At 58.9% G+C, this 22,077-nt stretch carries 21 protein-coding genes; 11 read left to right on the top strand and 10 right to left on the bottom strand.

What is annotated here, in order from left to right; all coding sequences use genetic code 11:
- Positions 1-59 precede the first annotated feature (59 nt).
- The gene (locus tag AC4GMC_RS05615; RefSeq protein WP_487876489.1) at positions 60-1,637 is read left to right on the top strand and encodes a gamma-glutamyltransferase family protein; all 1,578 of its coding nucleotides are present in this window, start codon (positions 60-62) and stop codon (positions 1,635-1,637) included.
- Positions 1,638-1,655: 18 nt separating this feature from the next.
- Here the strand turns inward: AC4GMC_RS05615 and bktB are convergent, their stop codons facing one another.
- The 3 genes from bktB to AC4GMC_RS05600 all read right to left on the bottom strand — a co-directional run bounded on the left by bktB (position 1,656) and on the right by AC4GMC_RS05600 (position 5,919).
- Entirely contained in the window at positions 1,656-2,831 is a 1,176-nt protein-coding gene (gene bktB / locus AC4GMC_RS05610; RefSeq protein WP_487876490.1) for a beta-ketothiolase BktB, read from the bottom strand.
- Positions 2,832-3,077: 246 nt separating this feature from the next.
- Positions 3,078-4,670, bottom strand: coding sequence for a phosphoglycerate dehydrogenase (serA, locus tag AC4GMC_RS05605; RefSeq protein WP_487876491.1), 1,593 nt, complete (start codon positions 4,668-4,670; stop codon positions 3,078-3,080).
- 94 nt (positions 4,671-4,764) lie between these two features.
- Positions 4,765-5,919, bottom strand: coding sequence for a phosphoserine transaminase (locus AC4GMC_RS05600; RefSeq protein WP_487876492.1), 1,155 nt, complete (start codon positions 5,917-5,919; stop codon positions 4,765-4,767).
- 156 nt (positions 5,920-6,075) lie between these two features.
- Here AC4GMC_RS05600 and serB point away from each other — a divergent pair, with 156 nt between their 5' ends.
- From serB to lpxK, 7 genes are all read left to right on the top strand, one after another.
- Positions 6,076-6,948: a phosphoserine phosphatase SerB gene (serB, locus tag AC4GMC_RS05595; protein WP_487876493.1), complete on the top strand. Its 873-nt coding sequence runs from the start codon at positions 6,076-6,078 to the stop codon at positions 6,946-6,948.
- Positions 6,949-6,988: 40 nt separating this feature from the next.
- Positions 6,989-7,609 (top strand): class I SAM-dependent DNA methyltransferase, encoded by a 621-nt coding sequence (locus AC4GMC_RS05590; protein WP_487876494.1) that lies wholly within the window; start codon positions 6,989-6,991, stop codon positions 7,607-7,609.
- Between the two features lie 89 nt (positions 7,610-7,698).
- Entirely contained in the window at positions 7,699-9,045 is a 1,347-nt protein-coding gene (locus AC4GMC_RS05585; RefSeq protein ID WP_487876495.1) for a TldD/PmbA family protein, read from the top strand.
- A complete protein-coding gene (locus AC4GMC_RS05580; protein ID WP_487876496.1) occupies positions 9,032-9,811 on the top strand; it encodes a 3'(2'),5'-bisphosphate nucleotidase CysQ in 780 nt (259 codons plus the stop codon). Before AC4GMC_RS05585 ends, AC4GMC_RS05580 begins: the two co-directional genes overlap by 14 nt.
- 65 nt (positions 9,812-9,876) lie before the next feature.
- The gene (locus AC4GMC_RS05575; RefSeq protein ID WP_038007547.1) at positions 9,877-10,122 is read left to right on the top strand and encodes a DUF4170 domain-containing protein; all 246 of its coding nucleotides are present in this window, start codon (positions 9,877-9,879) and stop codon (positions 10,120-10,122) included.
- 4 nt (positions 10,123-10,126) lie between these two features.
- Positions 10,127-11,413, top strand: coding sequence for a 3-deoxy-D-manno-octulosonic acid transferase (locus AC4GMC_RS05570; RefSeq protein WP_487876497.1), 1,287 nt, complete (start codon positions 10,127-10,129; stop codon positions 11,411-11,413).
- Positions 11,413-12,372 carry a tetraacyldisaccharide 4'-kinase gene (gene lpxK, locus AC4GMC_RS05565; RefSeq protein ID WP_487876498.1) on the top strand — a complete coding sequence of 320 codons (960 nt, stop codon included), beginning with the start codon at positions 11,413-11,415 and terminating at the stop codon, positions 12,370-12,372. Before AC4GMC_RS05570 ends, lpxK begins: the two co-directional genes overlap by 1 nt.
- On the opposite strand, the gene AC4GMC_RS05560 is transcribed toward lpxK, so the two are convergent.
- Together AC4GMC_RS05560 and AC4GMC_RS05555 are read right to left on the bottom strand one after the other, a co-directional pair.
- On the bottom strand, positions 12,369-13,025 hold the full coding sequence (locus AC4GMC_RS05560; protein ID WP_487876499.1) for a DsbA family protein: 657 nt from the start codon (positions 13,023-13,025) through the stop codon (positions 12,369-12,371). The genes lpxK and AC4GMC_RS05560 overlap by 4 nt on opposite strands.
- Before the next feature lie 31 nt (positions 13,026-13,056).
- Positions 13,057-13,566, bottom strand: coding sequence for a DUF721 domain-containing protein (locus tag AC4GMC_RS05555; protein WP_487876500.1), 510 nt, complete (start codon positions 13,564-13,566; stop codon positions 13,057-13,059).
- 127 nt (positions 13,567-13,693) lie between these two features.
- Here AC4GMC_RS05555 and AC4GMC_RS05550 point away from each other — a divergent pair, with 127 nt between their 5' ends.
- Positions 13,694-14,656 (top strand): A/G-specific adenine glycosylase, encoded by a 963-nt coding sequence (locus tag AC4GMC_RS05550; RefSeq protein WP_487876501.1) that lies wholly within the window; start codon positions 13,694-13,696, stop codon positions 14,654-14,656.
- Between the two features lie 63 nt (positions 14,657-14,719).
- Here AC4GMC_RS05550 and AC4GMC_RS05545 read toward each other — a convergent pair whose 3' ends face one another.
- Positions 14,720-15,028, bottom strand: a complete 309-nt coding sequence (locus AC4GMC_RS05545) for an HNH endonuclease (protein WP_487876502.1) — start codon at positions 15,026-15,028, stop codon at positions 14,720-14,722.
- Between the two features lie 41 nt (positions 15,029-15,069).
- On the opposite strand from AC4GMC_RS05545, the gene AC4GMC_RS05540 reads away from it, so the two are divergent.
- Positions 15,070-16,239 (top strand): TIGR03862 family flavoprotein, encoded by a 1,170-nt coding sequence (locus AC4GMC_RS05540; RefSeq protein ID WP_487876503.1) that lies wholly within the window; start codon positions 15,070-15,072, stop codon positions 16,237-16,239.
- Here the strand turns inward: AC4GMC_RS05540 and holA are convergent.
- The 4 genes from holA to AC4GMC_RS05520 form a co-directional block, all read right to left on the bottom strand.
- Positions 16,224-17,246 carry a DNA polymerase III subunit delta gene (holA, locus tag AC4GMC_RS05535; protein ID WP_487876504.1) on the bottom strand — a complete coding sequence of 341 codons (1,023 nt, stop codon included), beginning with the start codon at positions 17,244-17,246 and terminating at the stop codon, positions 16,224-16,226. The genes AC4GMC_RS05540 and holA overlap by 16 nt on opposite strands.
- On the bottom strand, positions 17,243-17,722 hold the full coding sequence (locus AC4GMC_RS05530; RefSeq protein WP_487876505.1) for an LPS assembly lipoprotein LptE: 480 nt from the start codon (positions 17,720-17,722) through the stop codon (positions 17,243-17,245). Before AC4GMC_RS05530 ends, holA begins: the two co-directional genes overlap by 4 nt.
- Positions 17,709-20,252 carry a leucine--tRNA ligase gene (leuS, locus tag AC4GMC_RS05525; protein ID WP_487878865.1) on the bottom strand — a complete coding sequence of 848 codons (2,544 nt, stop codon included), beginning with the start codon at positions 20,250-20,252 and terminating at the stop codon, positions 17,709-17,711. The genes AC4GMC_RS05530 and leuS overlap by 14 nt, the downstream gene beginning before the upstream one ends.
- A 76-nt stretch (positions 20,253-20,328) precedes the next feature.
- Positions 20,329-20,838, bottom strand: coding sequence for a DUF3576 domain-containing protein (locus AC4GMC_RS05520; protein WP_487878866.1), 510 nt, complete (start codon positions 20,836-20,838; stop codon positions 20,329-20,331).
- 287 nt (positions 20,839-21,125) lie between these two features.
- Between AC4GMC_RS05520 and AC4GMC_RS05515 the strand changes: the two genes are divergently transcribed.
- Positions 21,126-22,070, top strand: coding sequence for a porin (locus AC4GMC_RS05515; protein ID WP_487877665.1), 945 nt, complete (start codon positions 21,126-21,128; stop codon positions 22,068-22,070).
- Positions 22,071-22,077 lie beyond the last annotated feature (7 nt).

Genomic DNA, 22,077 nt, shown 5'->3' with positions numbered 1-22,077 from the left:
CATCTTGGCTTCTGAAATTCTCGCGCTAAAGTCACGCTTCACACTGAGCGGAGAACAGAATGCGCGACTTACAACTTCCGGGCCGATCCCCAGTACTAGCTACTCGCGGTATGTGTGCGACCTCGCACCCATTGGCGAGCCGGGTGGCTATCGAAACCCTGATGCGGGGCGGCAATGCGGTTGATGCGGCAATTGCAGGCGCTGTTTTGCTTGGCCTGTGTGAGCCACAGATGACTGGGCTGGGGGGCGATTGCTTTGTGCTGCTCAAACCTGCGGGGTCCGAAGATGTTATCGCACTAAACGGCTCGGGCAAAGCACCGGCCGGTGCGTCTGCACAATCGCTGCGCGACCAAGGGCTGACAGCGGTGCCGCTTTATTCCGCAGATGCGGTAACGGTGCCCGGCGCAGTGGATGCGTTTTGCAAACTGTCCTCCGATCACGGCAAGCTGGGCATTGCCGACACGCTTGGGCCGGTCATTCCATATTTCCGCGATGGGGTGCCTGTCGCACCTCGGGTCGCTTTCGATTGGGCCGAAACCGAAGAAACCCCGCAGGGCCGCGCTCGCGAATTGTTCCTTCCGTGGAGCAAGGCACCACAGTCGGGCACACATTTTGCGCTGCCGGAACAGGCAAATGCGCTAGAGTCTATCGCCAAAAACGGGCGCGCGGGTTTCTACGAAGGTCCAGTTGCCGAAGACATGGTGAACAGCCTGCGCGCCTTGGGCGGTCAGCATACCTTGGATGATTTTGCCGCGACTTCCGCTGACTATACCGCGCCAGTAACCGGTATGCACAACGGGCTAGAGTTGGTTGAGCATCCGCCCAATGGCATGGGTGCGACGGCAATCTTGATGAACGCGATCCTGTCGCATTTTGATATCGCGCGCCTTGATCCATTTGGCACCCAACGCGCTCATATTGAGGCAGAGGCCGCGAAGCTTGCCTATGATGCGCGTGATCGGTTCATCGCGGATCCTGATCATACGACAGCATTGGCACATATGCTCGCGCCCGAAACGGCTTCAGGTTTGGCTGCGCTGATTGATCCCAAGCGTGCCGCGCAGGAGGTACATGTACGGACCGAGGCAGTACACAAAGACACCATCTACATCACAGTCGTTGACAAAGACGGTATGGCTGTGTCGCTGATCTATTCGATTTTCCATAGCTTCGGCAGTGGCTTGGCGTCCGACAAATATGGTATTTTGTTCCAAAACCGTGGCGCTGGCTTCACGCTGCAAAGCGGTCATCCCAACGAATATGGTGCAGGCAAGCGCCCGATGCACACTATCATTCCGGCTATGCTTAAACAAAACGGCAAGGTCATCATGCCCTTTGGCGTGATGGGCGGCGCCTATCAGGCGAATGGGCATGCACGGTTTGTTTCCAACTTGACGGACTTTGGGATGGACGCCCAAACAGCCATTGATGGGCCGCGGAGCTTCTCAGACACAGGCGTGCTAAAAGTGGAGCGCGGTTATAGCGATACTGTCCGTGCTGAGCTGCAAAGCATGGGTCACAATGTTGAAATTCCGCATGGTCCAATCGGGGGCGCGCAAGCGATCCGCATTGATGAAAGCGGGTATCTGGAGGGAGCCTCTGACCCCCGCAAGGACGGTTGCGCGCTTGGCTACTAAGCGCGCAACAGCTAAACCTTACAGACGCTCAATCGCCAAAGCGATGCCCTGACCGCCGCCGATACACATGGTGATTAGGGCACGCTTCCCGCCAGTGCGGATCACCTCATACAGCGCCTTTACGGTGATAATCGCGCCGGTCGCGCCGACAGGATGACCCAGCGCGATTGCGCCACCATTGGGGTTAACACGCGCGGGGTCGAGGCCAAGGCCCTTGTTTACCGCAAGCGCTTGGGCGGCAAACGCCTCATTGCTTTCAATCACATCGAAGTCGGCAATCGTTAGACCGGTGCGGGCACACAACGTTTCAACCGCAGGGATCGGGCCAATGCCCATCACATCTGGGCGGACCCCCGCATGAGCATATCCAAGAACGCGGGCCATCGGCTGGTGCCCACCTGCCGCTGCCGCCTCGGCCGTGGCTAGAACAAGTGCGGCGGCCCCATCGTTGATCCCGCTGGCGTTACCGGCAGTCACGGTGCCGTCCTTTTGAAACACCGCGCGCAGGCCGCCAAGCTTTTCCATGGTGGTCGCTTTGGGGTGTTCATCGCGTGCAAAGGCCACTGTATCGCGCTTGACGCGGACGTCGACCGAAACGATCTGGTCGTCAAAAAATCCGGCATCAATCGCGGCGGCCGCGCGATTTTGGCTTTCTAGTGCAAAGGCATCTTGCTCCGCGCGGGTGATACCATGCTCACGCGCGACATTCTCGGCGGTGACGCCCATGTGTCCGGTCCCGAACGGGCAGGTCAACGCGCCGAGCATCATGTCCGTTGCCTGTGTGTCGCCCATTTTCTGGCCAAACCGCAGTGAGGGCATTGTGTATGGTGCGCGGCTCATGTTCTCGGCTCCGCCGACCAACGCGAAATCGGCATCGCCCAATTGCAAAGCCTGAACCCCTGACACGATGGCCTGCACGCCCGACCCGCACAGCCGGTTGATGTTCATCGCTGGGACGGTTTCGGGCACGCCGGCCTGCATTGCGGCGACGCGGGATAAGTACATATCACGGGGTTCAGTGTTGATGACGTGGCCGAAAACGGTCGTGCCGATGGCCGCGCCTGCGACGCCCGCGCGGTCAAGTGCGGCTTTGGCGGCAACGGCGCCCAGATCAATGGCCGACGTTCCCGCTAGCGCACCATCAAACGTTCCGATGGCGGTGCGTGCGCCTGACAATATTACGATTTCTTGCATTGTACCCTCCGCATTTCTTCGATTGCGGGGCAGCAAATGGACGGTTGATCCCCGTGCTACTGCCCGCATCGAAGCGTGACTTATCTATGGATAAGTGGCCCGCAACATCGCGTCTAGCGTAACGTGACGGTGTTACGCACTGGGCTAAGTCATGGGCTTAGCAGAGATGTCTGGCGGGATAGAGGTGCGGCGGCGCGCAATAACGGGCCGTCTACGCGCGGCCCGTTATGATGTTTTTGGTGACTATTAGGCCACGTTGAAATGCAGCGGTGCAACCGACTGGAACAGACCAGTGGTGCGCAGCTTTTCCAGAACTGCAGCAGGGGGGGGGGCATCAAGGTACAATAGTGCAATAGCATTCGCACCCGCAGCCGACCGCCCCAGCGTAAAGTTTGCGATGTTCACGTCGTTTTCGCCCATCGTTTGACCCAGCGTCCCGATGATACCGGGCACATCGGTGTTCGTGGTGTACAGCATGTGCGCGCCCACCTCGGCGTCGATGTTGATACCTTTGATCTGGATGAAGCGTGGTTTGCCGTCCGAGAACACGGTGCCGGCGATGGAACGCTCACGCTCTGCTGTTTTGACCACCAGCTTGATGTAGCCATCAAATGCGCCGGATTTGTCTTGGCTCGTGGTCGAGATTTGGATGCCGCGTTCCTTGGCGATCACGGGCGCCGAGACCATGTTCACGTCAGGGTTTGTGGCCTTCATAATACCTGCGACGGCGGAACAATTCAGCGCCTCTAGGTTCATGGCAGACACGGTGCCGTTGTAGATGATTTCAATCGATTGGATCGGTTCGTCGGTCATTTGACCCACGAACGAGCCCAAGTGCTCGGCTACTTTTACCCAAGGGCCCATGACTTTGGCTTCTTCGGCGGTGACCGATGGCATGTTGAGCGCGTTTTCAACGGCCCCTGTGAGCAAGTAGTTGGACATTTGCTCGGCCACTTGCAGGGCAACGTTTTCCTGCGCCTCGGTCGTGGCGGCCCCAAGGTGCGGGGTGCAAACGACATTGGGCAGGTTGAACAGCGGGCTGTCCGTCGCAGGCTCAACCTTGAACACGTCAAATGCGGCACCGGCCACGTGGCCAGATTTCAGAGCTTCGGCCAGTGCGTCTTCATCCACCAAACCGCCGCGGGCACAGTTGATGATCCGCACGCCTTTTTTGGTCTTGGCGATGTTTTCTGCGCTGAGGATGTTGGCGGTTTGATCGGTAAAGGGCACGTGCAGCGTGATGAAATCCGCGCGGGCCAGCAGCGCATCCAGGTCAACCTTTTCGACGCCCATCTTGTCAGCGCGCTCTTCCGAGAGGAAGGGGTCATAGGCGATGACCTTCATCTTTAGGCCGCGTGCGCGGTCACAAACGATGCCGCCGATGTTCCCTGCGCCGATGACGCCAAGTGTTTTACCCGTCAGTTCAACGCCCATAAACTTGGACTTTTCCCATTTACCTGCATGGGTGGATGCGCTGGCCTCTGGGGTTTGGCGGGCGACAGCGAACATCATAGCAATCGCATGTTCGGCAGTTGTGATCATGTTGCCAAAGGGCGTGTTCATGACGATCACACCCTTCTTGGATGCCGCTTCTTTGTCCACGTTGTCGGTGCCGATTCCTGCGCGACCCACGACCTTGAGGTTGGTTGCGGCGGCCAAGATTTTTTCGGTCACTTTGGTGGCCGAACGGATGGCAAGGCCGTCGTATTGGCCGATTACCTCAGCCAGCTTTTCTTTGTCTTTTCCCAAGCTGGGTTCAAAATCCACATCAATGCCGCGATCGCGGAAGATTTGGACGGCGGTTTCGGAGAGTTTGTCGGAAACGAGAACTTTGGGCATTTCATATACTTTCTGAGAGCAGGTGCGGTGAGACGCACCCTTCGTGTCAGGGAAATTGGGAGAAAAGGCGCAAATCTGCGCCCTTTAGATAGGATCAGGCAGCAACCGTTTGTGCGGCAATCTCTGCTTCGAACGCCCATTCGATCCAAGGCATCAACGCCTCAACATCGGACGTTTCAACCGTGCCGCCGCACCAAATGCGCAGACCAGCTGGCGCGTCGCGATAGGCGCCTACGTCCAGTGCAACACCAGCTTTTTCGAGCCGTTTGGCAACCGCTTTAGCGAATGTCGCGCCGTCTTGGATACGAGCATCCGCAAACCTGAGACAGACGGAAGTGTTCGACCACGTCGCGGGGTCTTCGGCGAGATTTTCGATCCAATCGTGCGCGGCCACAAAGTCATGGACTGCCTGTGCGTTGGCGTCGGCGCGTGCAATCATGCCCGCAGCGCCGCCCTTGGATTTGGCCCAATCAAGAGCGACGAGATAATCCTCAACACACAGCATTGAGGGCGTGTTGATGGTCGCGCCGGAAAAGATTCCGTCAATCAATTTGCCACCTTTGGTGAGGCGGAAAATTTTGGGCAGGGGCCACGGGGGCGTGTAGCTTTCTAGACGTTCTACGGCACGTGGGCTCAGGATCAGCATCCCATGCGCACCTTCGCCGCCCAGCACTTTTTGCCAAGAGAAGGTGGTCACATCCAGCTTGTCCCAAGGCAAGTCCATTGCGAACGCGGCCGAAGTGGCATCACACAGGGTCAGGCCAGTACGGTCGGCCGGGATCACATCACCATTTGGCAGGCGCACGCCCGATGTCGTGCCGTTCCAAGTGAAACAAACGTCATTGTTGAAATCGACCGTGGCGAAATCGACGATTTGACCATAGTCGGCGGTCTTAACCTCTGCGTCGATCTTAAGCTGTTTAACGGCATCGGTCACCCAGCCGGCGCCAAAGCTTTCCCAGGCGAGCATCTCAACTTTGCGTTCGCCAAGCAGGTTCCACATCGCCATTTCATAGGCGCCCGTGTCAGATGCGGGAACGATGCCGATTTTGTAATCAGCGGGAATGCCGAGGACCTCACGGGTCGTCTCAATCGCAGCTTTCAGCTTGTCCTTGCCAATGGCGGCGCGGTGCGAACGGCCCAGCGGCGCATCAGCAAGCATTTCTAGCGAAAAATTGGGGAGTTTGGCGCAAGGGCCAGAAGAAAAACGCGGATTAGCGGGCTTAATGCCCGGTTCGATCATACCCATAATGGATACCCTTTCAGATATGTGCCTCGCGTTGGGGCGAGGTGTCCCGCCACTGCACCTATCGGGGGAAAGCGACTCGCACAAGCCGCAATCCTGCGCTAAAGCGCCGCTCATTGGATCAAATGCGACACGCCCTGACGACGATCGGAAACTTTGATGTACTGCGTAACCCTGCTGACCGCGCCCACGACCCCTGTACTAGAGCCTGCTTTGGTGGAAAATCTCCGCAACGCTTGGGGTGGGGGTGCTGTGCAATGGCTCATGCCTGACGTCGCCGCCGAGTTTGAGATGCACGAGGTGCCGAGCAACCGTTGGGACGTGTGGGAAAGCCTGCAATCGGTCGGCGTGGACCTTGTGGTGCAGCCAAGTGCAGGCAGGCGCAAAAAGATGCTGTTGGCCGATATGGACAGTACCATGATTCAGCAAGAATGCATTGATGAATTGGCCGCAGAGGCAGGCGTTGGCCCCCGTGTGGCCGACATCACCGCCCGCGCGATGAATGGTGAATTGGATTTTGAGGGCGCCCTGATCGAACGTGTTGGTCTGCTAAAGGACCTGCCCGTTGCAACGATTGATCACGTGCTTGCTACGCGGATCACCCACATGCCTGGCGGCGCCGCTCTTGTCGCGACGATGAAGGCGAATGGCGCTTACGCGGCATTGGTGTCGGGCGGTTTCACGGCATTCACGGAACAGGTCGCGGCCAAGCTGGGCTTTGATGAAAATCGTGCCAACACGCTGTTGGCAGACGGTGACAAGTTGACGGGCGATGTGGGGCGGCCGATCTTGGGCAAGGAAGCCAAAGTTTCTGCGTTGCAGCAAATTACTGCGCGGTTGGGGATTTCAGAGGAGGATGTGCTGGCCGTAGGGGATGGCGCAAACGATTTAGGAATGCTGAGTCGCGTAGGCCTCGGGGTGGCTCTTCATGCCAAACCATCGGTGCAGGCACAGTGCGATGTGCGTATTAATCATGGCGATTTGACAGGTTTGTTGTTCATTCAGGGGTATAGCGTCGCAGATTTCGCATAGTGGGTTGATTTGTTAATGCTGCAATTGCGAAATTATTAACATGACGGAGCGTTCCCTAGAAACGGCGTATCGCCTTAGGACACCCGAAGATTCGCGCAAGCTGTATGCGGCTTGGGCGCGGGACTACGATTCCAGTTTTGCCGCCGCGATGGACTATCAACTGCCGTTTTGGGTGGCGCAGACGTTCGTCGAACGGGACGGCAAGGGCCCTGTTCTGGATGTGGGTGCAGGCACCGGGCTGGCTGCGTTTGCATTGCGGCAGCAGGGAATTCACCAGATTGACGGTACTGATATTTCGGCTGAAATGCTGGGCGTCGCTGAAGAAAAAGATCTGTATGAGCGTACGTTTATCGCGGACATAACCGCGGGTATGCCCGTGCCCGACGGTGCATACCGTGGCGTGATTAGCAGTGGCACCTTTACCCTTGGGCACCTTGGTCCGCTCGCCTTGCCAGAGGTTTTGCGGGTGATCGCGCCGGGTGGTTTGGGCGTGATCTCTGTTGGTTTGGCGCATTACCGCGCGGCTTCCTTCGATCTTGCGGTTGCGGACCTGCCCGAGAATATCCAGGTGACCGAAATTGAGGTGCCGATCTATGGCCCCGATCATCAGGGTAGCAATGGGACTGACGCTGCGATCCTGATCTGCGCGCATGTGCGTTAGCAATCGTTAACAATTCGCTAACGGCCGTCAGCCTTGCACGCACCGCCCTTGCGGACTACCTCAGGGGAGACCTCGATCAAGGACTTCCCATGACGCAATCGCTCTCTGACCTGACCAAAGCACTCCTTTCGGCTGCAAAAGCCGCGGGGGCTGACTCCGCTGATGCCTTGGCGGTAGATGGCACCTCCGTGAGCATTGATGTGCGTGGCGGTGCGTTGGAACACGCCGAACGATCCGAAGGGATCGAGATTGGCCTTAGGGTTATGATGGGCAAGCGGCAGGCCTGTGTGTCGGCCTCGGATACGTCTGCGGCGACATTAGAGCAAATGGCCGAACGGGCCGTGGCCATGGCCAAAGAGGCCCCCGAGGACCCCGTAATCGGACCAGCAGACCCCGAGGATTTGGCGAAAAACTGGGATTTGGACGCGCTTGAATTGGCGGAGACGGCAGAGCCGCCCACCCCCGCCGAACTACAGGATATGGCCGCGCGGGCTGAGGCTGCGGCGCTCGCATATGATGGTATTGCACAGGTATCGGATGCTGGTGCGGGCTATGGCGGCCGGCGCCTTCATCTTGAAATGTCGAACGGGTTTTCAGGGGGTTATCAACGTACAGGCACCAGCCTAAGCGTTGTGGCCATCACTGGAACCGGCACCGAAATGGAGCGTGACTATTATGGTGATAGCCGTATCCACGCGGCCGATCTGGATGCGCCCGAACTGATTGGGCGCATGGCAGCCGAGCGGACATTGCAGCGTGCTGGCGCGCGCAAACCGCCAACCGGCGCCTATCCGGTGCTATACGATGAACGCGTCGCCAACAGCCTGATTGGTCACCTGATGGGGGCGATTAACGGTAGTTCCGTAGTGCGGGGGGCGTCATTTCTACGGGATGCCATGGATACGCCAGTTCTGCCCGACGGCATAACCCTGTGGGAAGACCCAACTCTTGCGCGGGTCAACGGCTCGCGGCCCTTTGATGGTGAAGGCCTGCCCGTTTCGCGCCGCGATATCGTGGCCGATGGTGTCCTGAAAGGGTGGGTGCTCGACCTGGCCACCGGCCGCAAGCTTGGACTGGCTTCAACAGGCAATGCCTCGCGCGGGACGTCTGCACCGCCCAGCCCCTCCGTTTCTAACCTGCGGATGACACAAGGCACCCAAACTCAGGCCGAACTACTGGCTGAAATGGGAACTGGGCTTTTGATCACCTCGATGATCGGGTCGTCGATTAACGCAACCACCGGTGATTATTCGCGCGGTGCCTCAGGGTTTTGGGTGGAAAATGGTGAAATCACCTATCCAGTGAATGAATGCACGGTGGCCGGTAATTTGCGCGATATGCTGCGGACCATGACGCCCGCGAATGACGCGCGTATGCATCTGACCCGCGCGATCCCGTCGATGCGGGTAGAGGGGCTTACGATTGCCGGAGCCTGATCTTGCGCTCTTGCGCGATGCCGCAAAGGCCGCGGGAGAGATAGCGGCCAAACACTTTCGCAAAGACCCCGAGGCGTGGGACAAAGGCGCAGGCCAAGGCCCTGTGACCGAAGCCGACATTGAGGTCGACACCATGCTGCGAGAGGAACTAACCGCCGCGCGCAGCGACTATGGCTGGTTGTCAGAAGAAACAGCCGACAACGCGACACGACTAGATCGAAACCGCGTTTTTGTTGTGGACCCGATCGATGGCACCCGCGCGTTTATGAATGGCAAAACCGGGTTTTCTCATGCGTTGGCGGTGGTCGAAGACGGCGTGCCTGTTGCTGCTGTCGTGTACTTGCCAATGTTGGACCTGATGTTCACCGCCGCCCGTGGGCTGGGCGCGACGTTGAATGGCACCGCGCTGGGCACATCATCGCGATCCGCGCTGGATGGGGCGCAGTTGTTGGGCAACAAAAAGATGTTCGCAGAAGAGCGTTGGGGCGGTCCACTTCCCGTCACGCAACACTTTCGGTCGTCGTTAGCTTACCGCATGGTTTTGGTAGCAGAGGGCGCATTTGATGGGATGATTACGCTGCGGCCTTCATGGGAATGGGACATCGCGGCGGGTGATTTGATCGCCCGCGAGGCAGGCGCCACCGTGACCGACCAAGTGGGCACGCCGTTGCGCTTTAACAACCCGCACCCACAGGTCAATGGTGTGCTTGCCGCGCCCATAAATGTGCATCAGGGGTTGATGGCGCGATTGGTTCCCGCGACCTGAGCGCTGCTTGACGTGCCAAGGTCAACGCCTATGGTGCCCGCAAAGTGACCCGAAAGGAGCCGACTATGGTTCAGCGATTACATCTCGTCTTTGGCGGCGAACTGGTAGACCCGACTAAGAATGTCTTCAAGGACGTGGAAGCCATTCATATTGTTGGGATGTATCCGAACTATGCCTCGGCCTACGATGCGTGGAAATCTGAGGCCCAGAAAACCGTGGATAACGCGCATATGCGGTACTTTATCGCCCATATTCATAGGCTTCGGGACGAGGAGGCAGCGGCCTCTCCCACCGAGGAGCTGGATACCTAAGCCTATGGCACGCTCACTGGCATTGGCCGCTTATCTTGCGTGGTCCGCACGTGCGGCCCCTTTTGCTGAGGCCAAGCTGAAGGCTCGGCTGGCGGAGGGCAAAGAGGAGGCCGAACGCCTCTCTGAGCGCAAAGGTATTGCCGTAATAGCGCGTCCAAAGGGTCGTGTGATCTGGATCCATTGCGCCTCAGTTGGGGAGTCGATTTCGGTACTGGATGTGGTGCGGGGGCTGGTTGAGCAAGATCCAGATCTAAACATACTGATGACGACCGGTACCGTGACGTCGGCGCAATTGATGGCCAAACAATTGCCCGAGCAGGTTATCCACCAGTACGTGCCTTTGGATGCCACGATGTTTGTGCGCCGATTTCTGGATCATTGGCGTCCAAACCTTGCGGTCTGGACCGAGAGCGAATTATGGCCATCGCTGATCCATCACACGCATGCGCGGGGCATCCCATTGGCGTTGGTTAACGCCCGCATGTCTGATCAAAGCTTTTCCAAATGGAAATGGTTTTCCGGTGCGGCGGCCAGCTTGCTGCAACGCTTTGACCAAATCCGTGCCCAAGATAGGGAAACCGCCCGTAAACTGCGGCGCTTAGGCGCGAAAGGCAGTGCGGTTCGCGTGACTGGTACACTTAAGGAAGGTGCTGCCCCCCCGCCCTGTGCAGAAGTGGATCGTGCGGCTTTTGCGGCGCAATTGGCTGGGCGGCCGTGTTGGCTCGCAGCCTCGACGCACCCCGGTGAAGAAGCGCTTGTGGCGCAAGCGCATAAGTTTGCGCGCCGCGCTTCATTGAGGCTTTTGTTGATCCTTACGCCTCGGCATCCGGAACGTGGCGACGCCATCGCCGCTGATTTACGCGCCGACGGTTGGAATGTTGCACAGCGCTCTGCCGAAGAGAACTTAACTGAGGATACGCAGATTTATCTGGCCGATACTTTGGGTGAAATGGGCCTGTGGTTTCGGGTTTGCCCCGTGACATTTTTGGGGGGATCGTTGGTCCCAATCGGCGGGCATAATCCTTTTGAGCCGGCGGGGTTGGGTTCTGCGATCCTGACAGGCCCGCATACAGGTAACTTTCGCGAAATCTTTGGTCGGCTGGCAGATGGCAATGCGATGCGGCTTGTGTCTTCAGCTGAGGATCTGGGTCAGCAAGTGGATGCAGCCCTTTCCCCGGAGGAAGCCGCGCGCCTTGCTCATGCTGCGTGGGAAGTCGTGTCCGACGGCGCCGAGGTCGTCGATGAAACGGTGAATGCCCTTCTGGGGATGATAGAAAAGGCGAAACGTTGATGCGTGCGCCGGGTTTTTGGACGCGCCCCCCAGGGCTATGGTCCGCGTTGTTATCTCCACTTGGTGCCATCTATGCGGCAGCGACCGCGCGGCGATTGGCCAAGGGTACACCCCTGCGATTGCCCGTGCCTGTCGTGTGCGTTGGAAACCTAAACGCAGGTGGTACAGGCAAAACGCCGACAGTGATCGCACTGATGCAGCGCCTCACGGAGTGGGGTGTGGCGGTGCATGTCGTTTCAAGGGGGTATGGTGGGTCGGCTGAGGGACCGGTGCCGGTCGATGTGCGCAAACATCGCGCCGAAGTGGTCGGGGATGAGCCGCTATTAATGGCGGCCTTTGGTCCCGTTTGGGTGGCTAAGGACCGCGCCGCTGGCGCCAAGGCGGCTGTGGCGGCCGGTGCGCAGATTATCCTGCTAGACGATGGCTTTCAGAACCCAGCCTTGGAAAAAGACCTAAGCATTGTCGTGGTCGATGCTCGTCAGGGTTTTGGCAACGGCAAGGTCATTCCTGCGGGTCCTTTGCGTGAACCCATCGCCACGGGCCTCGCGCGGGCTGACTTCACGCTCAGCATTGGCGCGCCGGAAGATCATGTAGATATTCCCGGCCCACTACAGCTGCGTGGCACGCTTGCGCCTTTGCCCACGGGCATGAGCTGGCAGGGCGTGCCGGTCTTTGCCTTTGCGGGCATCGGCCAGCCGGAGAAATTCTTTCGCACGTTAAAGGCCCTTGGTGCGGATCTGCGCGGGACCGAAGCTTTGTCGGACCACCAGCCTCTGACTCAATCGTTGTTGACCCGTTTGGGCGATAAGGCCGCAAAACTGTCTGCTCAACCGGTCACAACGGAAAAGGATGCCGTCCGACTGCCACCCGCTCTGCGCGGGCGGGTGATGACGTTGCCGGTTCGGCTAGAGATTGAGGATTGGGCTCCGCTAGAGGCCCACTTGCGCGCGCTACTTTAGCTTGCGGCGTCCACAAGTTCACCCAGCTTGCTGAGCGACATGTTGCCGGAATGCATGGTGCCGTTGATCAGGAATGACGGTGTGGATTGAATGCCGTCGCGGTCCGCATTGCCCTGATACCAAGCCACCAGTGATTGGGCCATGTCGGCGTCCTGCATGCAGGCGTCTAGTGTTGTGCTGTCCATCCCTGCCTGAAGGCCAATTTTCTTGAGCGCATCTGCCACAAGAGCGGGTTGGGTTTGACGCGCCCAGTCGCCTTGGGTGGAGTACACCAAATCGATTAAGCCAAAGTACCGGTCTGCCCCGCCACACCGTGCCATCATCGATGCCCACAGCCCGTAACGATCGAAAAAGACTTCGCGGTGGGTGAAATGTGCTTTGCCAGTATCGATATATTCCGCCTTGAAATCCTTGAACGTATCGCGATGGAAATTCGCGCAATGCGGGCAGGTGAAAGAGGCATACTCGACCACTTTGACTGGTGCGTTCGGGTCGCCAATGGTCATATCTTCGATGGTGATCGACCCCTCTTGGGCATTCGCGCGCAGGTCAAACGCTGGGGGAGTCGTGCCTTCTGCGCGGGGCCAATAGCTGTATGCGACGCCAGCGGCTGCTGCGGGGATCATGATCATTAGCGAACGACGGTTCAGCATCGGGGGGTCTCCGGTTTTCTAAGGGGCCGCGCTACCGGCTTTGTTTTGAGATGATGTTTGCGCCAAGGTGTTCAAGGGCTGCGCGCAATCCTTCGTCCTGCACGTCCGAGGTGTGGACTGCGGCTTTGGTTCGGTTGGCACGCTGTTCTTGGGGCGAGAGGTTTTGTGTTTTGGGCCGCGCTTGGAACGTAACCTGACCTTCGGCAAAGCCGGTTGGAGCGGTCTGTGTGATGCGGATTTTGCCAATTGCGTTGTAGCCGTAACAAGCGTTCACACGCTCACGGATGCCGGGCTCTTGCATTTTGAGGATTGGGGCCATCGCCCCGGTTGTCAGGAGGGTGAGAGTCGCGCCGACGTGCGTACGGGTGTATTTTACATCCACGGGGCGGCACATTGCAGCTGTCTCTGGGCCAACGATATCATCCCAATGGGTCAGGATGCGGGTTTCTGCAAATCCACGCTGTCCGGTCACGGCGCGGACTTTTTGGTCCACCAGTGTGCTTGTTCGCCGAAATCCTTTGGAGCGCCGTGCAGGCTGCATGTGGTTGTCTCCCCGAGTCGCTCTATCCTACACCACGGTGAGCAGAGGGGAACAAGGGCTGTGATAACCAATGCGTGAGCAATTAAGCGAAGATTTGCTAGGGTGGTATGATCGCCATGCACGGGTGATGCCCTGGCGTGTTGGGCCTGCTGCCCGTGCAGCTGGAGAGCGGCCCGACCCTTATGGCATCTGGATGTCCGAGGTGATGCTGCAGCAAACCACGGTGGCTGCGGTTCGGGACTATTGGCGCAAGTTTATGGCAAAATGGCCAACCGTGTCTGATTTGGCGGCGGCCGAGGATGCCGACGTCATGGCGGCGTGGGCGGGGCTTGGGTATTACGCTCGCGCCCGGAACCTCTTGAAATGCGCGCGCGTTGTGGCCACGGATTACGATGGTGTGTTTCCTGATACGGTCACAGACCTGCTGAAACTGCCTGGGGTTGGCCCCTATACGGCGGCGGCGGTCGCCTCAATCGCGTTTGACGCTCCGGCGACGGTTGTCGATGGAAACGTGGAGCGAGTAATCGCGCGTCTGCGTTTGATTGAAACGCCCCTGCCAAAGGCCAAGCAAGAGATTACCGAGCTCGCAGAGGCACTCACCCCGCAGGAACGGCCCGGCGACTATGCGCAGGCGATTATGGATTTGGGGGCGACGATCTGTACGCCACGGAACCCAGCCTGTGGAATTTGTCCATGGTCCTCGGCCTGTCGTGCACGGGCTGAGGGGGTGCAGGTTGAGTTGCCTAGAAAGCTGCCTAAAAAGACGAAGCCGACGCGTCATGGCTATATCTACCTTGCACGGCAAGGAGACCATTGGTTGGTGGAAAAACGCCCCGACAAGGGATTGCTGGGGGGGATGATAGGGTTCCCGGGGTCTGATTGGACGGATGATCCTGCGCCGGCTGCACCCTTTGCCGCCGATTGGCGAGAGGTTGGCGAGGTGCGTCACACATTCACGCATTTTCATTTGGTGCTGCGCGTGCAGACGGTGCAGCAATCTGCTGATGGGGTGGAGTATCAGCCTGTCGTCCGGGACGATCTGCCAACTGTATTCCGGAAAGCGTTGGATTTGGTGTCCGCTTACGAATAGGGGGCTTTGCCCCCGTCGGCCAAGGCCGCCTCCCCCAGGATATTTAAGAACCAAAGAGGGGGCTTAGCGATTTTTTTTTTCGCGACGGCCGCTTGGTGTTTTTGAGTGAAAGTCTGCCGGTCTTTTGCGAATCCATGCAATAAACTTAGCCAATCGAGGATGGGTGCGCAGGGTTTCGGGAGTGTTCGAGAGGCGGGCCAATTCGGCCTCGGACGCGCTGGCGTGAATTTCGTTATGGCAGATTTGGTGGACGAGGACTGTTGGGCCGCCTTTGCCGCCCCGGAGTTTCGGCACAAGGTGGTGCCAACTTTGTGGCGCGTCCGGCGGGACTGGGCGTTCGCAGAGCGCGCAGATGGGATGTGGTTCGGACATTGGGCTGGCTCCGGTCGTATGTCGGGCCTAATGGTGGGGTTATGTTGGATTTGGACAAGAGCACGGATGCGTTGGTGATTGGCGCGGGACCTGCCGGGTTGATGGCAGCGGAGGCGTTGGCGCGGGCCGGACGCAGAGTGATTGTGGCCGAGGCCAAGCCGTCGCCAGCGCGTAAATTTTTGATGGCGGGCAAATCTGGCTTGAATTTGACCAAGGTCGAGGCGGAATTCCGGGCGGCCTATGCCGAAGCGGAGGATTGGTTGGCGCCTATGCTCGCCGGATTTGGTCCTGATCAGGTGCAAGATTGGGCGCGCGGTTTGGGTCAAGAGGTGTTTACGGGATCAACGGGGCGGGTGTTTCCCACTGCGATGAAAGCGTCGCCGCTGTTGCGGGCGTGGTTGGCGCGTTTGGATGAGTTAGGCGTCGTGTTGCGGCGCAATTGGCGTTGGACAGGATGGGATGGTTCATCCGTTTGTTTTGAAACACCCGAGGGGGCGGTGGCTGCGCGCCCTGAGGTGACGGTTTTGGCGTGTGGCGGGGCATCATGGGCGCGGCTTGGGTCTGATGGGGCATGGGCGGATTGGTTGGCGCCAATTGCCCCGTTTCGTCCCGCTAACATGGGGTTCTGCGTGGATTGGTCCGACCATATGGCGCGTCACTTCGGTACCCCGGTTAAGAATTGCGGCCTGCGCGTTGCGGGCCAGGTGCACCGAGGTGAGATTATTGTTTCGGCTCGCGGGTTAGAGGGCGGAGGCCTATATGCCATTTCACGTGCGCTGCGTGACGGCGCGGGGCTGGCGCTGGACCTGAAACCTGATCTTTCACGCGATGAAGTGGCCGGGCGTTTGGCGCGACCGAGAGGGAAGGCCAGTGTTTCGACCCATTTGCGCAAAGCGCTGGGCCTGACGCCTGTGCAAATCGCGCTGTTGAATGAGTTTGCTCGACCTTTTCCGGATGATCTGGCGTCCGCCATCAAAGCCTTACCTATTCCGCTGGGCCCGCCGCGCCCTATTGATGAGGCGATTTCAACGGCTGGCGGGGTGCTGCGAGATGCGTTGGATGATCAACTTATGCTTCGGGAAAGGCCGGGCACTTTTGCATGCGGTGAAATGCTGGATTGGGAGGCCCCGACGGGCGGTTACCTATTGACGGCATGTTTTGCGACGGGTCTTTGGGCCGGCCAGCACGCAGCAAACTATCGGTTGGCGTAAACCGCAAGGCGCAGCAGCGTGCGTTCCATCACCGCCATTTGTGGCGCCATTGAGGACGAGCGCAGGGTTAGGTCTGCGGTGGTCAGCTCCCTAAGGGCGTCTTGGAGTTTGTGCACGCCCCACTGCTGGGCTTGCCGGGCCATTCGATCCCGACGTGGGCCAAATACGGGCGGTTTTGCGCGGCTCAGTCCTTGGGCTGCGCCGCCGGGATCACAGGCGGCTGCGTACAACGTGCGAAAATGTCTGGTGGCCCCGATGCATAACGCTACTGCCTGTACGCCTTGGCCGCCGAGCTTTTGGATCAGGGGGCCAATTTCATTCCCGCGGCCTTCTGCACTTGCGTGGATCACGTCATCAAGGGCGGCCTCAATCGTCACGGGCGCGCAGTTTGCGACGTCTAGTGGGGTCACTGGGGTGGCATCGCCGCGCTTGTATAGGCCGAGTTTCTCAACAGTTTGGCGAAAGTCACCGGGGTCTAGCGCGCGCGAAAGTGTATCAAGATCACGGTGCGCCTCATTGCTGATTTGCTCTAGTCCCGCAGCACGCAACGCGGCTTCGATTTCCTCACGCGTGGGGGGATCATCATAAAGGCCCACGGCATAGGCGCGTCGATGGGCCTCAAACGCTTTGCGCAGCTTTGAGGTCGCGCGGAGCGAGCCGCAGGTCACGATCAATGACGCGTCGCCGTCTTGCCACTCGGCCAGTGCGTCGGTGATCGGGCCGGCCAAGGCTTCGGTTGCGTCCTCAATGAACACAACGCGAGGGCCCGGAAAAAAACCGTGCGCCTTGAGGCCATCAAGGGCTGCTGCGGGGTCTTTGCGCAGATCGGTGGCAGGCATCCGGGTGAGCCGCATCTCGGCCTCTCCCTCAGGACCTACAAGTGCGGTGATGACCTCTTGGCGGCGCAAGGCCACGCGCATCGCGTCGGCACCATAGATCAATAGGCCTGCAATCCCGGCCTCTGGCTTGGCGAAAAACCGTGTGGCTTGTGCGCCTGCGAGCTTCATGTGAGAGCAGGGTCCAAGAGCAGTTGTGCCACGAGCTTGTCGGCAAGGATGACCATCAAGCGCGCACTTGCGTCCCGCTTTGAGGCGAGCGTTGAAATGGTCGATCCGCTGGCTGAATAAGATGCGAAGCCGGTAATAACGCCCTTTGTGACCGGGTTGTCCGTACCTGTGGAGCGGACAGCATAGGTGAGGGTGCCTTGGACATTGAAGCGGGTCACAGAGTTAGAGCCGGTGATGGCCAGTCCGCTTTCGCGTGTCGTGATCGCATAAGACAGATCGTAGCGTGGCGTGTTGGAGCGACCTAGCCGTTGTTCCATTTGGGCCACGAAATCAAAGCTATCGCGTGTGTCGGGCGCATCCATACGGATGGCGCCGCGAAGGCCGACGGCGCCGCCCTCGGGGCCATACACTGGGGTAAAGCCGCAGCCAGCAAGAGCTGCGGCACCCAAAAGTACGTTTCGCCTAGATGACCACATTCACGATCCGCCCCGGTACCACGATCAGCTTTTTGGGCGTGCCGCCGTCCAAAGCCTTGACCACAGCTTCATCCGCGAGCGCCAGTTTTTCAACCTCATCCTTGGGCAGGTCCTTGGCGATCTTTAGCTCAGAGCGGCGTTTGCCGTTGATCTGGATGGGCAGAGTGATTGTGTCTTCGACCAACATCGCAGGATCGGCTTTGGGCCATTCCGCATTCAGGACAAATCCTTCGCCACCGAGCAGCGACCAAATTTCTTCGGCCAAGTGCGGTGTCATGGGCGACATCAGTTGTGCCAGTGCTTTGCACGCTACGCGTCGAGCGTCGCCGCTAGCGTCGGATTTGTTGAGCGTGTTGGTAAACCCATAGAGCTTCGCCACCGCCGCGTTGAACGCGAAGCCATCGATGGCCTGAGTGACCTCTTGGATGGTCTTGTGCATGGCGCGCAACAATTCGGCATCTGCATCGTTGGCCGCACGATCGGCGCGCGCCACGTCCGACGCGATGCGCCAGACGCGTTGCAGGTGTTTGTATGAGGCTTCTGCACCGGATGCGGTCCACTCGACATCCCGTTCGGGGGGCGAGTCGCTGAGTACGAACCAACGCGCGGTATCTGCCCCGTATTGTGCGATGATTGCCTGTGGGTCGACGACGTTGTTCTTGGATTTGGACATTTTGGCAGAGGGGATGATGTCCACTTCGGTGCCGTCCTCAAGAAACCCTTTGCCGTCGCGCAGATCGACTTCCTCCGGGTAGTGGTATTTTGGCCGGCCGTCCGCACCGGTTGTCTTAAAGATCGCGTGGGTGACCATGCCTTGGGTGAACAGAGCGTTGAACGGCTCCTTCGCGCTTTGCGGCAGGTGGCCAGTGACCTGCATCGCCCGCGCGAAGAAACGCGAATACAGCAGATGCAAAATCGCGTGCTCAATCCCGCCGATGTACTGGTCCACGTTCATCCAATAGTCGACCTCGGACATATCCGTCGGCGTGGTCGCACGTGGGGCTGTAAAGCGGGCATAGTACCACGATGAATCGACAAATGTATCCATCGTGTCAGTTTCACGCTGTGCTTCGCCACCACATGTGGGGCAGGTCGCATTGCGCCACGTTGGGTGACGGTCCAGCGGGTTGCCCGGCACGTCAAAGCTGACATCATCAGGCAGGGCGATGGGCAGGTTCTCTTTCTTTTCGGGCACCACACCACATTTGGGGCAATGCACAACCGGGATGGGGCAGCCCCAATAGCGCTGGCGGCTTAGACCCCAGTCGCGCAGACGGAACTGCGTGTGGGCCTTGCCCCAACCGTTTGCCTCTGCCAAGTCGATGGTGGCTTCAATCGCCTCTTCGCCAGTTGCAATATCCAGACCCGCGAAATGGTTGACCCATTTCACCTTGTCGGTTTTTGGCGGAACAAAGGCCTCCGCCGCTACAGGGGTGTCGTCATCCAAGGCATAGAACGTGTCGATCACCGGCAAGTCGTATTTGCGGCAGAAGTCGAGGTCACGTTGGTCATGGGCTGGGCAGGCGAAAATCGCACCAGTGCCGTAGTCCATCAGGATAAAGTTCGCGATCCATACGGGTAGTTCTGCGCCCGTCAGCGGATGTTTGACGCGCAGGCCGGTGTCATAGCCCAGCTTTTCGGCCTTTTCGACGGCCTCGGCGGTGGTGCCGCCCTTGCTGGCTTCCTTGATGAACGCGGCGACCTCGGGGTTGTCCTCGGCCATGGCCTTGGCAATGGGGTGGCCCGGAGAAATGCCGACAAACGACGCGCCGTTCAGCGTGTCGGGGCGTGTGGTATACACCTCAATCGGATCGCCCCCGTCCACGCGCTCAAATGCAAATTGCAGGCCGCGGGATTTGCCGATCCAGTTTTCCTGCATCAGCTTAACCTTGGGCGGCCAATCATCCAGATCGCCGATTGCCTCCAGTAGTTCGTCCGCCATAGACGAAATGGCAAAGAACCACTGGGTGAGTTCTTTACGCTCTACCTCGGCGCCGGACCGCCAGCCCTTGCCGTCCTCGACCTGTTCGTTGGCCAGTACCGTCATGTCTACTGGGTCCCAGTTCACGACGGCCTTTTTGCGGTACACAAGTCCCGCGTCGAGCATGTCCAGAAACAGCGCCTGTTGCTGGCCGTAATACTCCAGATCACAAGTCGCGAATTCACGCGTCCAGTCGATGCTCAGGCCCAAAGGCTTCATCTGGCCGCGCATCACGTCGATGTTGGCATAGGTCCAGTCCTTGGGGTGACCGCCCGATGCCATCGCGGCGTTTTCAGCGGGCATCCCGAACGCGTCCCAGCCCATCGGGTGCAGTACGCTAAACCCGCACGACATCTTATATCGCGCGATTACGTCGCCCATGGTGTAGTTGCGCACGTGCCCGATGTGGATCCGCCCGGATGGGTACGGGAACATCTCTAGCACATAATATTTGGGGCGGCTCGGATCGACCTTGGCCTCAAAAACCTGTGCGGCATCCCATTTCTCTTGCCACTTTGGCTCAACTTCGGAGGTTTCATACCGGCTCATGGGATATCCTTCTTAAACGCGGGCCGCCCTGATGTGGCGTGCTCACGGGACGCATAAAGCGCTGGGCGCAGAATTTCTATAGGTCGCCGTCGGCAATCCGCAGTTGGCGGGCGCGGGTCATGATCGCATCTTCGATCTGGCGCTGTACATCGGCATCAACGGCACCTGACCGTGTCCGCAGCGCAAGGTTGAGCGACCGGGCATCCAACGCAGGGTCCGTCACATACACGGTCGCCTGATACGCGCGGCCACTGCCCGGGGGCGTGCCATAGCCAAACTGGATCACGCCAGAGAACGGATCAGCCGCCTCAATGGGCATAAAGCTCAGTACATCCAGTGTGGCGTTCCACAAGTATCGGTTCACCTCGACAGTGACATTGGGATCATCTGCGTTGGAAAAGAGGTCGAACACTGACCCGCGTGCCAGGCGCTCAGCCTCTAACTCTTGGGCGGGGTTTGTTTGGTTGGCGATCCGCTCATCGCGGGTCTGGCCGAATAGGCCGGTTCCATCGCCGCCCCCACAGGCGCCCAATGTGGCGAGCAGGGCCACCGTTCCGATTGTCTTGGCCGTAATCCCCAGCGTCATGCGTCTCGCCCCTGCGTCTATATCTATCTACGCTGGTCTATCCGAGCGGCGTTGCACCGGCAAGACCCCGCGCCCTTTATACATTCGTACACTTATGCACAGCGCGTCCGCCGACATGTGTGCCGGGCCTGAAAACAGACTGTGGCATGTCTGCACCATTCCGGTGGCGAAAAATCAGCAGTCTTTTCGCCTTGCTTGCAAAGCTATGACGAAAGCGTGAGAGAGAGGCATACCCAGTACGGATTCCCCGTGGTGGGGCTAATTTGAAAAACACACGAGGGAAAACTATGAAAAAAGTTCTCTTTGCAACGACCGCAATCGTCGCATTCGCTGGCGCAGCCGCTGCTGACGTCGCAGTTTCCGGTTCCGCTGAGCTGGGTATCGCTGATCTGGACCACAACGGTTCCGACGAGCTGGGCTTCTTCTCGTCCGTAGACGTACGTTTCTCCATGACAGGCGAAACAGACGGCGGCCTCGCATTCGGCGCAACCATCGATCTGGACGATGCAACCGAGACAGCGACAAACGGCTTGGGCGACCTGACCGACGACGCAAACGCTGACTACACAATCTTCGTTTCCGGCGCATTCGGCACACTGACATTCGGTGACACCGACGGTGCAATGGACTGGGCCCTGACCGAAGGCGGCAACGTCGGCAACCCAGGTTCCATCGCTGACGGCGAAACTTCCTACTCCGGCTACGCTGGCTCGTACCTCGACGGTAACGGCGACAGCATGATCGCACGTTACGACTACTCCTTCGGCGACTACGCATTTGCAGTGTCCGTTGAGCAGGGTGTTGCAGACGCAGAAAACGGCTACGCAGTCGGCTTCAAAGGCAACGTTGCAGGCGTTTCCTTCGGTATCGCACACCAAGAAGGCACAGCAGCAACAGCAGGCGCAGCAAATGCTGAGCTGACCGGTGTGTCCCTCGGTTACGCATTCGGCGCAGTTAATGCTGGTGTTATGGTCGCTTCGGGCGAAGACGCATCGGGCAACGACCGTGACCTGATGCAACTGGGCCTCGGCTACTCTGCTGGTGCTCTGTCCTTGCACGCTAACTACGCAGAAGACGACGTAGCCGGCACAGGCAAAGCAGACGGCTTCGGTGTTGCTGCAAAATATGACCTGGGTGGCGGCGCTGGCGTACACTTCGGTTACGGCGACGGCACAAACGCTGCTGGTGCTGACAACGGCCGTTGGTCGCTGGGTGTAGCAATGTCCTTCTAATCCATCT

Source organism: Thalassobacter sp., from assembly GCF_982993085.1.
Note: the sequence above shows the minus strand (reverse complement) of the source record. Positions and strands in the feature narration are given on the sequence as shown.

Excerpts from the sequence above, each read along its gene's own strand:
- AC4GMC_RS05615 (WP_487876489.1), top strand. The coding sequence starts at position 60 with ATGCGCGACTTACAACTTCCGGGCCGATCCCCAGTACTAGCTACTCGC.
- bktB (WP_487876490.1), bottom strand. The coding sequence starts at position 2,831 with ATGCAAGAAATCGTAATATTGTCAGGCGCACGCACCGCCATCGGAACG.
- serA (WP_487876491.1), bottom strand. The coding sequence starts at position 4,670 with ATGCCCAAAGTTCTCGTTTCCGACAAACTCTCCGAAACCGCCGTCCAA.
- AC4GMC_RS05600 (WP_487876492.1), bottom strand. The coding sequence starts at position 5,919 with ATGGGTATGATCGAACCGGGCATTAAGCCCGCTAATCCGCGTTTTTCT.
- serB (WP_487876493.1), top strand. The coding sequence starts at position 6,076 with ATGTACTGCGTAACCCTGCTGACCGCGCCCACGACCCCTGTACTAGAG.
- AC4GMC_RS05590 (WP_487876494.1), top strand. The coding sequence starts at position 6,989 with ATGACGGAGCGTTCCCTAGAAACGGCGTATCGCCTTAGGACACCCGAA.
- AC4GMC_RS05585 (WP_487876495.1), top strand. The coding sequence starts at position 7,699 with ATGACGCAATCGCTCTCTGACCTGACCAAAGCACTCCTTTCGGCTGCA.
- AC4GMC_RS05575 (WP_038007547.1), top strand. The coding sequence starts at position 9,877 with ATGGTTCAGCGATTACATCTCGTCTTTGGCGGCGAACTGGTAGACCCG.
- AC4GMC_RS05570 (WP_487876497.1), top strand. The coding sequence starts at position 10,127 with ATGGCACGCTCACTGGCATTGGCCGCTTATCTTGCGTGGTCCGCACGT.
- lpxK (WP_487876498.1), top strand. The coding sequence starts at position 11,413 with ATGCGTGCGCCGGGTTTTTGGACGCGCCCCCCAGGGCTATGGTCCGCG.
- AC4GMC_RS05560 (WP_487876499.1), bottom strand. The coding sequence starts at position 13,025 with ATGCTGAACCGTCGTTCGCTAATGATCATGATCCCCGCAGCAGCCGCT.
- AC4GMC_RS05555 (WP_487876500.1), bottom strand. The coding sequence starts at position 13,566 with ATGCAGCCTGCACGGCGCTCCAAAGGATTTCGGCGAACAAGCACACTG.
- AC4GMC_RS05550 (WP_487876501.1), top strand. The coding sequence starts at position 13,694 with ATGCCCTGGCGTGTTGGGCCTGCTGCCCGTGCAGCTGGAGAGCGGCCC.
- AC4GMC_RS05545 (WP_487876502.1), bottom strand. The coding sequence starts at position 15,028 with ATGTCCGAACCACATCCCATCTGCGCGCTCTGCGAACGCCCAGTCCCG.
- AC4GMC_RS05540 (WP_487876503.1), top strand. The coding sequence starts at position 15,070 with ATGTTGGATTTGGACAAGAGCACGGATGCGTTGGTGATTGGCGCGGGA.
- holA (WP_487876504.1), bottom strand. The coding sequence starts at position 17,246 with ATGAAGCTCGCAGGCGCACAAGCCACACGGTTTTTCGCCAAGCCAGAG.
- AC4GMC_RS05530 (WP_487876505.1), bottom strand. The coding sequence starts at position 17,722 with ATGTGGTCATCTAGGCGAAACGTACTTTTGGGTGCCGCAGCTCTTGCT.
- leuS (WP_487878865.1), bottom strand. The coding sequence starts at position 20,252 with ATGAGCCGGTATGAAACCTCCGAAGTTGAGCCAAAGTGGCAAGAGAAA.
- AC4GMC_RS05520 (WP_487878866.1), bottom strand. The coding sequence starts at position 20,838 with ATGACGCTGGGGATTACGGCCAAGACAATCGGAACGGTGGCCCTGCTC.
- AC4GMC_RS05515 (WP_487877665.1), top strand. The coding sequence starts at position 21,126 with ATGAAAAAAGTTCTCTTTGCAACGACCGCAATCGTCGCATTCGCTGGC.